Origin of the sequence: Billgrantia gudaonensis (assembly GCF_900100195.1) — a bacterium.
Taxonomy (GTDB): domain Bacteria; phylum Pseudomonadota; class Gammaproteobacteria; order Pseudomonadales; family Halomonadaceae; genus Halomonas; species Halomonas gudaonensis.
The window spans coordinates 96,926-109,621 of record NZ_FNES01000011.1 but is presented as its reverse complement, the minus strand read 5'-3'; the positions used below and the strand labels follow the sequence as shown (position 1 = coordinate 109,621).

The 12,696-nt window shown below is 66.4% G+C and carries 13 protein-coding genes; 6 read left to right on the top strand and 7 right to left on the bottom strand.

Annotated elements, in window-relative coordinates; translation table 11 throughout:
- The first annotated feature begins 5 nt into the window (after positions 1-5).
- The 3 genes from BLP96_RS13590 (at position 6) to BLP96_RS13580 (ending at position 2,930) form a co-directional block, all read left to right on the top strand.
- Complete coding sequence (locus BLP96_RS13590; RefSeq protein ID WP_089687029.1) at positions 6-761, top strand: ATP-binding cassette domain-containing protein; 756 nt, start codon at positions 6-8, stop codon at positions 759-761.
- 39 nt (positions 762-800) lie between these two features.
- Entirely contained in the window at positions 801-1,808 is a 1,008-nt protein-coding gene (locus tag BLP96_RS13585; RefSeq protein WP_089687027.1) for an ABC transporter substrate-binding protein, read from the top strand.
- Between the two features lie 90 nt (positions 1,809-1,898).
- Positions 1,899-2,930 carry a zinc-binding alcohol dehydrogenase family protein gene (locus BLP96_RS13580; RefSeq protein WP_089687025.1) on the top strand — a complete coding sequence of 344 codons (1,032 nt, stop codon included), beginning with the start codon at positions 1,899-1,901 and terminating at the stop codon, positions 2,928-2,930.
- 153 nt (positions 2,931-3,083) lie between these two features.
- On the opposite strand, the gene BLP96_RS13575 is transcribed toward BLP96_RS13580, so the two are convergent.
- Genes BLP96_RS13575 through trmB form a run of 4 tightly spaced genes read right to left on the bottom strand, consistent with a single transcriptional unit; the run spans position 3,084 to position 5,982 of the window.
- The gene (locus BLP96_RS13575; protein WP_089687023.1) at positions 3,084-3,455 is read right to left on the bottom strand and encodes a diacylglycerol kinase; all 372 of its coding nucleotides are present in this window, start codon (positions 3,453-3,455) and stop codon (positions 3,084-3,086) included.
- A 13-nt stretch (positions 3,456-3,468) separates the two neighbouring features.
- Entirely contained in the window at positions 3,469-4,902 is a 1,434-nt protein-coding gene (gene dacB, locus BLP96_RS13570; RefSeq protein WP_089687021.1) for a D-alanyl-D-alanine carboxypeptidase/D-alanyl-D-alanine endopeptidase, read from the bottom strand.
- A gap of 41 nt (positions 4,903-4,943) precedes the next feature.
- Entirely contained in the window at positions 4,944-5,276 is a 333-nt protein-coding gene (locus BLP96_RS13565) for a DMT family transporter (protein WP_143005114.1), read from the bottom strand.
- Positions 5,277-5,292: 16 nt separating this feature from the next.
- A complete protein-coding gene (trmB, locus tag BLP96_RS13560) occupies positions 5,293-5,982 on the bottom strand; it encodes a tRNA (guanine(46)-N(7))-methyltransferase TrmB (protein ID WP_089687019.1) in 690 nt (229 codons plus the stop codon).
- Positions 5,983-6,344: 362 nt separating this feature from the next.
- On the opposite strand from trmB, the gene BLP96_RS13555 reads away from it, so the two are divergent.
- From BLP96_RS13555 to BLP96_RS13545, 3 genes are all read left to right on the top strand, one after another.
- Positions 6,345-8,234, top strand: a complete 1,890-nt coding sequence (locus BLP96_RS13555) for a beta-ketoacyl synthase (protein WP_089687017.1) — start codon at positions 6,345-6,347, stop codon at positions 8,232-8,234.
- The gene (gene coaD / locus BLP96_RS13550) at positions 8,231-8,713 is read left to right on the top strand and encodes a pantetheine-phosphate adenylyltransferase (RefSeq protein ID WP_089687015.1); all 483 of its coding nucleotides are present in this window, start codon (positions 8,231-8,233) and stop codon (positions 8,711-8,713) included. Before BLP96_RS13555 ends, coaD begins: the two co-directional genes overlap by 4 nt.
- A gap of 86 nt (positions 8,714-8,799) precedes the next feature.
- The gene (locus BLP96_RS13545) at positions 8,800-9,048 is read left to right on the top strand and encodes a YfhL family 4Fe-4S dicluster ferredoxin (RefSeq protein WP_089687014.1); all 249 of its coding nucleotides are present in this window, start codon (positions 8,800-8,802) and stop codon (positions 9,046-9,048) included.
- 49 nt (positions 9,049-9,097) lie between these two features.
- Here the strand turns inward: BLP96_RS13545 and cydC are convergent, their stop codons facing one another.
- From cydC to cydX, 3 genes are read right to left on the bottom strand one after another with little or no spacing between them, the layout of a single operon-like run.
- Positions 9,098-10,819, bottom strand: a complete 1,722-nt coding sequence (cydC, locus tag BLP96_RS13540) for a thiol reductant ABC exporter subunit CydC (RefSeq protein WP_089687012.1) — start codon at positions 10,817-10,819, stop codon at positions 9,098-9,100.
- Positions 10,807-12,570: a thiol reductant ABC exporter subunit CydD gene (cydD, locus tag BLP96_RS13535; protein ID WP_089687010.1), complete on the bottom strand. Its 1,764-nt coding sequence runs from the start codon at positions 12,568-12,570 to the stop codon at positions 10,807-10,809. The genes cydC and cydD overlap by 13 nt, the downstream gene beginning before the upstream one ends.
- Entirely contained in the window at positions 12,554-12,685 is a 132-nt protein-coding gene (cydX, locus tag BLP96_RS13530; protein ID WP_089687008.1) for a cytochrome bd-I oxidase subunit CydX, read from the bottom strand. Before cydX ends, cydD begins: the two co-directional genes overlap by 17 nt.
- Positions 12,686-12,696 lie beyond the last annotated feature (11 nt).

The window sequence follows — 12,696 nt, the reverse complement described above, 5'->3', positions numbered from 1 at the left end:
GGCCCATGAATTCTCTGTTGGAAGTCCGTTCGCTGAAAAAGCGCTTCGGTGCCGTGGAAGTGTTGTGTGGCGTCGATCTGACGCTCGAGACCGGTGAGGTACTGGCCGTCATCGGCGATAACGGCGCGGGCAAGTCGACGCTGATCAAGCATATTTCCGGTGTCTACCCACGCGACGATGGCGAAATAGTTCTTGATGGCCAGCCGGTGGAATTCGAGACCCCCAAGCAGGCGCGAAGGGCCGGCATCGAAACGGTCTACCAAGACCTGGCACTGGCCGATGAGCTTTCCGTTGGGGCGAACATCTTTCTCGGCCGCGAACCCACCCGCCGCTGGCTCGGCCTCTTACCCGTCGTCGACAAGCGCGTCATCCAGCAGGAAACCCAGCGCCTGATTGACAGCATCGAAAGCCACATTCCCGATGGAACCAGCACGGTGGCTGGCCTCTCCGGCGGCCAGCGCCAGGCTGTGGCGATTGCCCGTGCCCTCTACTGGGAGGCCAAGGTAGTGATTCTCGACGAACCCACAGCGGCCCTAGCGGTGATGGAGCGGGAAAACGTGATCAAGCTCGCTCGCATGCTGGCCAGCAAAGGAGTCGGAGTGATCTATATCGGCCACAACTTGGTCGAGATACTCGAAGTCGCCGATCGCATCGCGGTGATGTACCGCGGTCGCATCGTGCACGTCACACGCTCCGAAGACACCAGCCAGGAGGAACTCATCAAGTACATGACAGGTTACACCGACCGCAAGATTGCCTGAGCGCTCATCTACAACAAGACCAATGCAAGGAGCACAACCATGACATTCGCCAAGCACACCCTCGCCATTGCAGCGGCAGTTGCCAGCTGTCTGACGCCGGCCATGGCCCAGGACAACACGACGATTCCGGTCGTGATCAAGGCAACCACGGCGTCCTACTGGCAGGCGGTCTTCGACGGCGCCCAGCAGGCCGCCGAGAAACTCGGCATCCAGATCGAGGAGTTGGGCCCTGCCAACGAAACCCAGGTGGCAGAGCAGATCTCGATCATGGAAAACCTGACCAGCCGCCAGCCGCCAGCCATCGTGCTGGCCCCGGTTTCGACGGATGCCCTGGCTGGGCCCGTGGAATCCGCCACCGAGGCGGGCATTCCCGTCGTCATCATCGACTCCGGCGTCGCTACGGATCGGTACGCATCGCTGATCGCCACCGACAACTTTGCCGCAGGCCAGCGTGCCGGACATGCGCTCGCCGGATGTATCGAGGAGGCCCAGGGCGAGGCAGCCGGCCAAGTGGCCTATCTGCGGGCCAACCCCAACGGCGAATCCCTCGTTTCACGCGATGAGGGCTTCCTCGATGCCATCTCGAATTACCCTGACATCGAGGTCGTCGATAACCGGGTAGCCAACAACGACACCGCCAAGGCGATGAACGATACGTTGGACCTGCTCAATCGCCACCCTGACCTGCGCGGTATCTTCGCCGATAACCAGTTGATGGGCGACGGCGCCGGCACGGCCTTCGCCGAACAAGGAGTGGGCGATAGCGTTTGCCTGGTAGCGTTCGACTCCAGCGAGCTGGAAGTGGATTTCTTGCGCCAGGGCATTATCGACTCGTTGATCGTGCAGGACCCCTACATGATGGGATACGCCGGCGTCTGGAACGCCTATGCCGCGCAACAAGGAGTCGCACTGCCTCGCAACGTGGACACCGGCGTGCATGTGGCCGATACCGAATCGGTCGACCAGCCAGAGTTCACCGGGCTGCTGAATCCCAGCCAGCGTGAGTTGTCGCCCTATCTCGGCATGCCCACCGATAGCCAAGAGTAGTACGCCCGCCTTGTCATAAGGCCAGGCGTCGCCTGGTGGGCTCGAGACCAGCCCGCCCGACGCCTGCCCCTTTCGGAGAGTCCTGGCCCTATGAAGACCCTAGTCTGTACGCACCCGCATCACATGGAGCTGCGTGATGTACCCACACCATCGTGTGCTGTCGGAGAAGCGATGATCCGCATTCGCCGGGTGGGCATTTGCGGAACCGACATCCATGCCTATGGCGGAAACCAGCCCTATTTCGACTATCCACGCGTACTGGGGCACGAATTGTCCGGCGATATCGTTGCCGTTGGCGACGGCATCGATCCCGAACTGATTGGCCAGCGCGCCTACGTGATCCCCTACCTGCATTGCGGCGAGTGCCGGGCCTGCCGTCACGGCAAGACCAACTGCTGCCAGAACATGCAGGTCATCGGCGTGCACCGTGACGGTGGTATGGCGGATTATCTCAGCGTGCCGGCCGAGCACCTAGTGACTTCCCGGAAGCTCGACTCGGAACAGCTCGCATTGGTGGAATGCCTGGCGATCGGCGCCCATGCCGTACGCCGAAGCGCTACCAGCACGGATGAACTCGCCGTCATTGTGGGCGCAGGGCCGATCGGCATGGGTATCCTGCAGATTGCCAGAGCCCGTGGCGCACGCACACTCGTCGTCGATACCAACCGCGACCGACTGGCCTTCTGCCGAGACATGCTGGGCGCCGATGGCATCCTGCATGCGCTGGAGGATGATCTGGAAGCCCGTATCGCCCACCATAACGACGGCGCGCTGGCTGACGTGGTGTTCGATGCGACCGGCAATCCCGCCGCCATGAACCGCGGCTTCACTCTGGCCGGGCATGGAGCGCGTTATGTCTTGGTCAGCGTAGTCAAGGCCGATATCACCTTCAACGACCCTGATTTCCATAAAAAAGAACTTACATTGCTCGGCAGTCGCAACGCCACCCGCGAAGACTTCGAAACCGTTACGCGCCTCATCGAAAGCGGTGAACTCCAACCCACGGCGATGATCACCCACCGCGGCCCGCTTGAGAAGTTACCCACCTTGATGCCCCAGTGGTGCAATCCGGCTACCGGTGTCATCAAGGCCATGGTGACCTGCGACACCCAACCTGCCTAACCAAGATAACTAACACTGGAGATATTTCAGCCCAGGCGACATTCGTCCAGTTCGGCATCAGCCAGTCATCGATCTCGCGAACGCGCCGACATTCCAACTCCCGGTCTTGGCGATGCCGTACGCGCCAGCGAGCAAGGCAGATCCAGGCAGAACTCAACTGAAAAACTTCTGCCAGACGAGCAACCCCCAAGTCAGCGCCGCCAACAGCAGCGTCAGCATGACCGCCGCCGAGCCGAGATCCTTGGCCCGTCCCGAGAGCTCGTGGGGCTCGACCCCGATCCGATCGACCACGCTCTCGATGGCACTGTTGACGAGCTCCACGATGAGCACCAGCAGACAGCTGCCGATCAACAGCACCCACTCCAGCGGGCCCTGACCGAGCCACAGCGCCAACGGCAGCAGCAGCACGCAGATCAGCAGTTCCTGGCGAAAGGCGGACTCGTGGCAGAAGGCGGCGCGCAGCCCCTTGAGCGAATAGTGCGTGGAGTGAACCAGATGGCGCCAGCCGGTGTGTGCGGGCTTCATCGGAGCGTCCTTCTCAGTTGGTCTCGATCATGCGTTCGATATCCTCGGTCAGCGGATCCAGCACCTGGGTCCAGTTGAGCCATGGCGTGGTCGCGGTGCCATTGACTAGCGCGCTGAACACGCCCCAACGGCCCGTTCGGGTTCGGAAATACCCTCCTACGGCGCGCACCGCCACCGGCTGGTTGAGCGTGCCGGTCTTGAGCATCACACGGTTCTGGAAGACCGGCGAGCCGCGTCGCAAGAAACGCATCACGCCGTTGCTCGGTGTCTGCAGGCTCCCCACGAAGGCCGGAAACAGGGAAGGCCGGTGGAAGAGACTGGCGAGCAGCGCATTGACGCCACGAGCCGAGGTGCGGCTCTCGGGGGTCAGGCCGCTACCGCTACGCAGGTCCAGCGGCCCATGGTCGGGGATCCCCGCCACGAAATGCTCGATGGCCTCGGCTCCGTCGAGCAGCGTGGGGCGCGGCGTATCGGCCAGCCCCAGCGTCAGCATATCGGCCATGAAGTTGTTCGAGTAGTGCAGGGTATCGAGCAGCAACGCCTGCAGTGGCCGCCCCTCCACGGCTGCCAAGGTATCGGCGCTGGCCGAAGGCGGCTCGATGGTGGTGGCATGAATGCCCTGCACGGCGATGCCGACCTGATCGAGCATCGCCGCCAAGGTCCGCGCCGTCTGTTCCGCGGGGTCGCCGCTGGTACGGTAAACGTCGCGGGGAGCGGCATCCCCAGCGATGGTGCCGCGCAGCACCATCACATCCTCGCCGTCGCGGGTGACCCGCTCGGCGTCGAGCGCCGTCGCCCCGCCGGCGGCCAGCGTGATGACCTGGTTGTCGACCGTGACGAGGGAAGCCTGGCCGTCGCAGTGGGTCACCCGTGCCGGCGCCTGCGCTTCGCGTCCCGGCGCCACGTTGACGCACCAGTTGCCGTGGTTGATGCCTGCCGCCGAGAGCAGCGCACTGTAGGTGTTGGCCACGCGCTCGCGCCCCTCGCAGCGATCCGTGGTGAGGCAGGCCACCGGGCCGAAACGCCACTGGCTGATCACCAGCCGCCCGTTCACTTCGCGCACACCACGTTGGTGGAGCCGCTGGGCCAGGCGCCACAAGTCCTCGGTGGCCAACCCTGGATCGCCGCTGCCTTCGAACACCAGATCGCCATGCAGCCTGCCCTCGGCATCCAGTTCGGCATCGCTGACCAGGCGCGTGGTGAAGCGGTGCTGCGGCCCCCAACGATCCAGTGCCGCCGCGGCCAGGTAGAGCTTGGATACCGATGCCGGCGACAGCTGGCGCTGCGGTGCGAGACTGCCCAGCACCTCACCGCTGTCTAGCAGGCGCGCCTCGGCACCGATCAGAAAACCACGCTCGGCAAGCCGGCCGAGTTCCGTGAAACCCGCTGCCGGAGCCGCCAACGGCAACCAGAGCAGCACCACAGCGAGCAGCAGACGGCACGCCATATTGGAAACCCTCGAACGAATGTCGACCGGCACGCAGCGCCTCAATGCGCGGCCACCTTGGAAAAGAGCTGAATCACCACCACTCCGCCGACGATCATGGCGATTCCTGCCACCGCCGGAAGGTCCGGCATCTCGCCATAGATCAACACGCCGGCCACGGTCACCAGCACGATGCCCAGCCCCGCCCAGATGGCGTAGGCGATACCCACCGGCAGGCTGCGCAGCACCAGGCTGAGCAGGAAGAAGGCCAGGCCATAGCCGATGACCACGACCAGGCTCGGCCACGGCCGGGTAAAGCCCTCGGACGCCTTGAGCGCGCTGGTGCCGACCACTTCGGCAGCGATCGCAAGGGCCAGGTAGAAGTAGGTGATCACCATCATTTCTCCATTGTCAGCGGGCTTCGCGAGCCAGGGGGTAGGGCAGGTCGACGACCAGTCGCCACAGCGCCTGGCCGCTGGCATGGTACTTGGCCTCGAAGGGCGTGAGCGGTTCATTCCCCGCCGCCGGATGCCACGGCTCCACGGCGGCCGCCACCCCGCTGGCCTGCGCAAGGGCCAGGGCGAACTCCTCCACGTAGAGGCGCCAGTTGGAACGCAGCTCCAGCCGCCCCCCCAGCGCCAGGATCGTCGGGAACACCGGATGGCCGTGCCAGCGCATCTTGAGCTGCGCTGCCTTGGGATAAGGGTTCGGATAGAGCAGGTAGTGGCGTACCGGCTGCCAGCCCGCCGCCAGCGCCAGGCGCCAGAAATCCACCAGATCGGCACGCACCAGGAGCGCATTGTCGGGTAACGCACCATGGTTGCGTCCCAGCCGATGGGCACTGCGGTCCACGCCGATCACCGCATGGTCGCCAAAGCGTCCGGCGAGACGCCGCGTGGAGAGCCCCACTCCGCAACCGGCATCGAGAATCAGCGGCATGGGCCGCTCGGCCAGCCAGGCATGAGCCTGGGCGAACGCCTCGCGGGTATGATCGGCCACCGGCTTGCGCAGAGGATGGGCCAACGCCCTGGCCACGCGGCGCGCCAGGTCCTCGTGCGGCCCGGTCTGGTTGGAAGTGATGGTGCGGGACGTGGCGTGCATGAGCCCCTCTCGCCGATACGAACGGCCGACCATTCTACCACCCCCGATGCCGTGCGCGAGCCGGCCCGCCGGCACCATCGAACCAAGGCGGCATGGGTGACCGGAATCGCGAAAAAAAAGCGCCTCATGACGAGGCGCCCAGATACCCACACATATGACTCAAACAGCAACTGGAGGATACCGCGACGCGGAACCATTTTCAAACGTTCGTTTCATGATTGAGCATCAATCGCCGAGCCAGCCAGGGCCATGACGCCATGGCAAGCCGGGTGCTATGATCGCCCATCCCATACTCATAACAGCGACTCGCACGAACAGCACACGAGGAAAGCGGCTTGTCACACTTACCCGTGATCGTCGGCATGGGCGGCATCAACCCTGCCGGTCGGACGTCTGGCCATCAGGCATTCCGTCGCACCGTCTTCGATGCCCTGACCGACGACAACCAGCAAGAGCTCCTGCTGGGGCTGGCCACCCTGATGGGCCTGGGCAGTCATCATGGAGACGGCTGGCACGATGCCGAAGGCCAGGCGATCTCGGCATCGCAGCTGGCCGAACGGTGCCGCGCTCGGGTGCTCGACCACACGCTGATTCGCCGTATCGAGGATCCGCGCTTCAACGATGCCGGCCTGCCGGCCAATCGCCGCGCCAACCTCAGCCTCGCGGCACCCTTGACCTTTCGAGTGAGCCGTCGCCAGCTTCCGGACAGCCTGCCACCCACCTGGCAAGTCCGCGAGATCGACCGCCGAACGCTGGAAGTGTCGGTTCCGCCGGGCGATCTCGAGGTGATGCTGCCGGAAACCCGCCCCGCACAGGTGCGCGCCGCCGGACAGCTGCCCAGCGGCTTCGACCCGCGCCGCTACTACCGTAGCGTGCACCATCCGCGCGGGCTATCCATGGCCATCTTCGCCGCCAGCGACTGCCTCGGCGACAGTGGCCTATCCTGGGAAACGCTGCGCGACCGGCTGGACCCCGACGACATCGCCGTCTACGCCGGCAATTCCATCGGCCAGCTCGACGACGAAGGCTGGGGCGGGCTGCTCAAGAGTTTCGTTTCGGGCAATCGTGCCACCTCCAAGCAGATGCCGCTGGGCTACGGCCAGATGCCCGCCGACTTTCTCAACGCCTACGTGCTGGGCAGCGTGGGCGGCACCGGCGCGGTGCTCGGCGCTTGCGCCAGCTTCCTCTACAACCTGCGCCTGGGCATCGAAGACATTCGCAGCGGCCAACGCCGCGTGGTGATGGTGGGCACTTCCGATGCCCCCGTCACACCGGAGATCATCGAAGGGTTTCGCGCCATGGGGGCGCTGGCCGACGACGACAGCCTCAGGGCGCTGGACGCGCTGGAGCTGCTCACCGACACCGACTACCAGCGCGCCTGCCGCCCCTTCGCCCGCAACTGCGGATTCACCATCGCCGAATCGAGCCAGTTCCTGCTGCTGATGGACGACACCCTGGCGCTGGAGACCGGCGCTGAGATTCACGGCAGCGTGCCGGGCGTCTTCGTCAATGCCGACGGCTGGAAGCGCTCCATTTCGGCCCCCGGCATCGGCAACTACATCACCCTGGGCAAGGCTGCCGCCCTGGTGCGCGACATGCTCGGCCCCAAAGCGCTGCGCGAGCGCACCTTTCTGCACGCCCACGGCACCAGCACGCCCAAGAATCGCGTCACCGAATCCCATGTGTTCGACAGGGTGGCTTGCGCCCAGGGCATCGAGACCTGGCCCGTGGTCGCGGTGAAGGCCTTCGTCGGCCACTCCCAGGGCAGCGCCGCGGGCGACCAGCTGGCCAGCGCCCTGGGCAGCTTCGCCCACGAACTGCTGCCGGGCATCCCCACCCTGGACGCGGTGGCCGACGACGTCTATGGAGAACGCCTTCGGCTATTCCGCGAACCGTTGCCCTACATTGCCGACGCCGCCTTCATCAACGCCAAGGGTTTCGGCGGCAACAACGCCACCGGCGTGGTGCTGTCACCGGCAGTGACCGAACGGCTGATGGCCAAGCGTCACGGCGAGCTGGCGCTGGCCACCTGGCGCGAGCGTCGCGAGATCACCCGCGAAGCCGCACGCGCCTATCTCGCCGAGGCCGACCACGGCCATTACCAAGCCCGCTACCGTTTCGGCGAGGGCGTACTGGAAGGCCCCGAGCTCGAGGTGGGGCGCGAACGGATTCACATTCCCGGCTATGCCCGCCCGGTATCCTTGGCGGTGAACAACCCCTTCGGCTGCCTCGACGAAGGAGACGAGACGTGACCACCCTTGCAGTCTATCCCGGCACCTTCGATCCCATCACGCATGGTCACTACGACCTGATCGAGCGCGCGACTCGCCTCTTCGACCGGGTGGTGGTGGCGATTTCCGCCAGCCCCGGCAAGAAGCCGACGCTCGACCTCGACACCCGCCTGACCCTGGCTCGTGACGTCACCGCCGAGCTCCCCAGCGTCGAAGTCATCGGTTTTTCGGGGCTGCTCACCGAGATGATGGCCGAGCAAGGGGCACGAGTGATCCTGCGCGGCCTGCGGGCCGTATCGGACTTCGAGTACGAGCTGCAGCTGGCCAACATGTACCGTGCCCAGGCGCCACAGCTGGAAAGCGTGTTCCTCACTCCGGCGGTCGAGAACTCCTACATCTCCTCGACCATCGTGCGCGAGATCGCCAAGCTCGGTGGCGACGTCTCGCGCCTGGTGCATCCCAAGGTCGCCGAAGCGCTGAAGAGCCATTACAATACCTGACTGAAATACTCGGCGATTCGTTCGCCCAACGGCATCTTTCAGGGCGCTGCCGGCCGAACCGGCCCGCCCGATTGCGAGGTAGCCTCATGGCACTGATGATCACCGACGAGTGCATCAATTGCGACGTCTGCGAGCCCGAATGCCCCAACGGCGCCATTTCGCCTGGCGAGGAGATCTACGTCATCGACCCCAACCTGTGTACCGAGTGCGTCGGCCATTACGACGAACCGCAGTGCCAGCAGGTGTGCCCGGTCGACTGCATTCCCCTCGATCCGGAGCGCGAGGAGAGCCGCGAGGAGCTGATGACCAAATACCGCCTGATCACCGCCGCTTGACGCCCCTCGCCCAAGGTCAACCGCCAGCCACACGTTGCCAGTGAGGAAGCTACCGCTGGCTTGCTCTCGTACCCCCCGCCTTCACCGGTCGACCTTCGGCCGACAGCCACAGCTCGCGAAGCCGCAGGCCAGGCAGGTCCAGCGGGACGTGCGAGACCACCACCAGGGGCCCATCGCCCTGGCGGCGCCGTACGGCTGCCAGCACCCGCTCGTGGCACACCGCATCCAACCCGACTAGGGGCTCATCAAGCAGCAGGAGCGGCCGGCGCGCCAGCAACAGCCGGGCCAGGGCGATGCGGCGCGCCTGGCCGCCTGAGACCGCCGCTCCGTACTCTCCCAGCGGCGTGTCCAGCCCCTGAGGCAAACGGCGCACCCACTCCCCAAGCGCCAACTCGTCGAGCATCTGCCATAACATGTCGTCGCTGGCCTCGCCGTTGCCCAGGCGCAGGTTCGCGGCCAGGCTCATATCGAACAGGTCCCACTGCTGAGGCAGGTAACCAATCACCTCGTTCAAGCGCCACTCGTTCAGCTTTCGATCATTGAGCCGACACTCCCCGGCCGAGGGGGCCAACTCGCCGGCCAGAACCTGCAGCAGGGTTGACTTCCCGCACCCGGAAGGGCCGCGCACGCAGAGCACCTCGCCGGCACGGAGCTTCAGACTGACGCCCTCGGGGCCGTTCAACGCCCCTGGTATCCGGGCGCTGATGCCGTCAAGCTCAAGAGACAGGGGCGACGAGGGAGTGCCGGCCACGGCTGGCGTGGATGCCGACACACCTCGCGGGTCTGCCACCAAGGCGTTGAGCCGATCCCTGGCGGCAAGGCTGGCGCCGAGAGAGACGAAACTGACCGCCAAGGGGGCGAGGATCTCGCCCAGGCCGAGCAGCACCATTACCACCGCGAGCAGCAGCGCCACCGAAAGCCCCGACTCAGACAGCCGCGACACGCCCCACCACAGCACGCTCACGATGGACATCCCCAGCGCCACCTGCTGCAAGGCCCCCACCAGGCTGGCTAGCCGCCGCTGACGCTCCTGGTGATCGAGACAGCGCCGATCGTGCTCCGCCACGCGGCGGTGGACGTCTCCCCAGCGTCCCCACAGCAGCAGTGGAGTGATCGCCGCCAAGGGCTCCACCAGCGCCTCGCGACGCGCTTCCCCGAGCTCGGCGTCGTACCGTGCCAGCCGGCTTCCCTGCCAAAGGGTCAATAGCGGCAATCCCAGCCAGGCCATCAACAGCCCGGGCATCGCTGCCAGCAGCAGGGTCGGATCGAGCCAGGCCAGCGCCCCCATTACCGCAAGCGACAGCAGCCCTGCCCAGCCCCAGGGCAGCAAGGCGCTGAGCACGAAGCGGTCGAGCTGGTCGATGTCGGTGACCAGGCGATGCATGGTGGCCGCACTGCCCGTCGCGGTCGAGATCTGGGCAGCGCCGGGAGTTCGGCGCCCCAGGGCGTCGAACAACCGACAGCGCAGATCCTTGAGCAGCCCCAGGGCAGCGTGGTGCGAGGCCAGACGCTCGCCGTAACGCCCGACGGTACGCACGATGGCGCACAGGCGGATCAGCGCCGCCGGGCGGAAGTAGTCGAAGCCCAGCAGGGCCATGGAGGCCACCCCAGCCGCTGCAGCGGCAGTGATGAACCACCCGGAGATGGCCAGCAGGGCCACCACGGCCAGCAGGGTGGCGGCACCGATGACGAAGGCCAGCGACCAGCCGCCACGGCGCAGCCGCAACAGGTCTCGCAAGCGAATGGCGGGGGCGGATTTCAGCTCTGACATGACGGCATTTCCTCGCGCATCTCTTCTCGCCACTCCTCTTTCCGGCGCTCCTGTCGCAAGGCGGCCGTCCCCAAGACCAGGCGGCGATCCACCCACTCGAGGCCATCGGCCTCATGGCTGACCAGGATCACGCTGCGCCCGCGGCTGAGCCGCTCGATCAAGCCGTTCAGACGTCGGGCGGCGTCCAGGTCGAGGTGGGCGGTGGCCTCGTCGAACAGCCACAGCGGCGCCTCGCGCAGCAGCAACTGGGCCAGGGCGAGGCGCTGCAACTGGCCGCCGGAGAGCCCGCGTCCGCGCTCACCCAGCAGCGTGGCAAGCCCCTGACGGGCCGCCAGCAGCGGCCACAACTCGACCTGATCCAGCACGGCGACCAGTTCGCTATCGCCAGCCTCGGGGGCGGACAGGCGCAGGTTGTCGGCCACGCTGCCGCGCAGTACCGGCGGCTGCTGGCCCAGATAGCCCAGCCGGCGTTGCCAGGCCTCGCGCTCGAGTTCGGCCAGCTCATGGCCGTCGACGGCCAACGAGCCCTCATAGGGCGCAAACCCCAGCAATGCTTCGAGCAGGCTGGACTTGCCGCTGCCGCTCTCGCCCTGCACCAGCAGGCGCTCTCCGGGGGCCAGGTCCAGATCCAGCGGTGCCAGGCGCCGGCGGCCAGCGTCACCGGCCACGGCCAAGTTGCGACACGCCAGTCTCGGTGGAGCCGCGGTGTCGGCCAGGGCAACCCGGTCGGCGGGCCGCCAGGGACGGCTCTCGAGCAGTGGGGCGAGCTCCCGCATGGCACCCTCGGCCTCGGCCCTGGCATGGTAGTCGGCGCCCAGCTGGCGCAGCGGGGCGTAGAACTCCGGGGCCAGCAGCAGGATGAACAACGCCGACGGGTAGCTCACCGGCACCTCGCCCTTGGCCCAGGGCAAGACCCCCAGCAGGCCAAGCCCCAGGTAGAGTGCCACCAGGGCGATGGCCAGCGCGGAGAAGAACTCCAGCACGGCGCTGGAAAGAAAGGCCAGGCGCAATACCCCCATGGTGCGCTCCCGGTAGGCCTCGCTGGCGGCGGCAATGCGACGGGAAGCCTGGGCGGCAGCGCCCAGTCGCTGCAGGGTGCCCATGCCGCGCACCAGATCGAGAAAGTGGCCGCCGAGGCGGGCCTGAGTATCCAGCTGGCGGCGACTAGCACCGGCGGCGGCGCGTCCCACCAGCACCATGAACAGAGGCACAAGGGGCGCGGTCATCAGCATCAGGGCGGCGGCCAGCCGGCTGTGCAGGGCGATCGCCACGCCGAGCAGCAGTGGCACCAACACCGCCAGGCGGCTCTGCACTTGGTAGCGGCTGACATAGCCGTCCAGTGCGTCGACCTGCTCCAGCACTTGGGCGCCCAGGGCGCCGTCGCTACCGAAGCGGCGCCGCAAAGGCCCCAGCTGGCCCAATCGCTCCAGCAGCTCGAGGCGCAGTGCGGCCCGTGCATTTCGACTGGCTCGGCGGGAGAGCGCCTCGCGCCCGGCATGCAACAACGGACGCAGCACCAGGCAGGTAGCCAGAGCCGCCAGCCACCAGGGAGCGGGCAGCGTCGGCGCCGCCTCCCCCTGCCAGGCCAGCAGCCAGCGGGAGAACAGAGCCGCCAGAAGCCAGCTCTGAGCGACCAGTAGCACGGCACCCCCCAGCGCCAGCAGCAACGCACCGCGCAGCCACCAGCGTTGGGGGGCGAGGCAGCGGGCCAGCCGCTGCCGGGGGGTGGGCGAGTCAGTCGCCGCGGTCATGCTCGGCGTCCCCCGCCGGTTCGCCCGTGTAGCCGTTGAGTTCCAGCCACATGGCGTTGAGGATGCCGAGGGAAGCCGCCAGAGCGACACCGAGAATCCAGGCGAAATACCACATGAGCTGACCTC

Excerpts from the sequence above, each read along its gene's own strand:
- trmB (WP_089687019.1), bottom strand. The coding sequence starts at position 5,982 with ATGCACGCCACGTCCCGCACCATCACTTCCAACCAGACCGGGCCGCAC.
- BLP96_RS13575 (WP_089687023.1), bottom strand. The coding sequence starts at position 3,455 with ATGAAGCCCGCACACACCGGCTGGCGCCATCTGGTTCACTCCACGCAC.
- cydD (WP_089687010.1), bottom strand. The coding sequence starts at position 12,570 with ATGACCGCGGCGACTGACTCGCCCACCCCCCGGCAGCGGCTGGCCCGC.
- BLP96_RS13580 (WP_089687025.1), top strand. The coding sequence starts at position 1,899 with ATGAAGACCCTAGTCTGTACGCACCCGCATCACATGGAGCTGCGTGAT.
- BLP96_RS13590 (WP_089687029.1), top strand. The coding sequence starts at position 6 with ATGAATTCTCTGTTGGAAGTCCGTTCGCTGAAAAAGCGCTTCGGTGCC.
- cydX (WP_089687008.1), bottom strand. The coding sequence starts at position 12,685 with ATGTGGTATTTCGCCTGGATTCTCGGTGTCGCTCTGGCGGCTTCCCTC.
- dacB (WP_089687021.1), bottom strand. The coding sequence starts at position 4,902 with ATGGCGTGCCGTCTGCTGCTCGCTGTGGTGCTGCTCTGGTTGCCGTTG.
- BLP96_RS13585 (WP_089687027.1), top strand. The coding sequence starts at position 801 with ATGACATTCGCCAAGCACACCCTCGCCATTGCAGCGGCAGTTGCCAGC.
- BLP96_RS13545 (WP_089687014.1), top strand. The coding sequence starts at position 8,800 with ATGGCACTGATGATCACCGACGAGTGCATCAATTGCGACGTCTGCGAG.
- cydC (WP_089687012.1), bottom strand. The coding sequence starts at position 10,819 with ATGTCAGAGCTGAAATCCGCCCCCGCCATTCGCTTGCGAGACCTGTTG.
- BLP96_RS13555 (WP_089687017.1), top strand. The coding sequence starts at position 6,345 with ATGGGCGGCATCAACCCTGCCGGTCGGACGTCTGGCCATCAGGCATTC.